This window comes from Pseudomonas sp. AD21 (assembly GCF_002878485.1).
GTDB lineage: Bacteria > Pseudomonadota > Gammaproteobacteria > Pseudomonadales > Pseudomonadaceae > Aquipseudomonas.
Map to the genome: position 1 here is coordinate 1 of NZ_NQYG01000143.1, position 437 is coordinate 437.

Below are 437 nucleotides of genomic sequence, written 5' to 3' on the forward strand. Positions count from 1 at the left end.
AACCCCGGTCAGCACCACCGTGACCGACACCGTCGACACCACCAACCTGACGCTGAGCGCCACTGGCTCCGTCGCTGAAGGTGGGTCGATCGTCTACACCGCGACCCTGACCAACCCGGCCGGCACCCCGGTGACCGTGACCCTGAGCAATGGCTCGGTGATCACCATCGAAGCCGGCAAAACAACTGGCACCGTAACGGTTCCAGCGCCTGCCGATGACGTCTACAAAGATGCCGGCAAGGTTGAAGTCAGCATTACCAATACGGCGGGCGGCAACTTCGAGAACCTGGTGCCAAGCACTGTTCCGGCCGTTACCGAAGTCACCGTTACCGAAGTAACCGACACCATCGACACCTCGACCGTGAAGCTCAGCGCCGATACTTCGGTGGCTGAAGGTGGCACCGTCACTTACACCGCCACCGTTGGCGCGCCTGTGA

At 61.8% G+C, this 437-nt stretch carries 1 protein-coding gene; it reads left to right on the top strand.

The window, feature by feature from the left end; genetic code table 11:
* Window positions 1-437, top strand: a 437-nt coding sequence (locus tag PseAD21_RS29360; protein ID WP_146011326.1) for an immunoglobulin-like domain-containing protein, incomplete at both ends; no start/stop codon positions are given.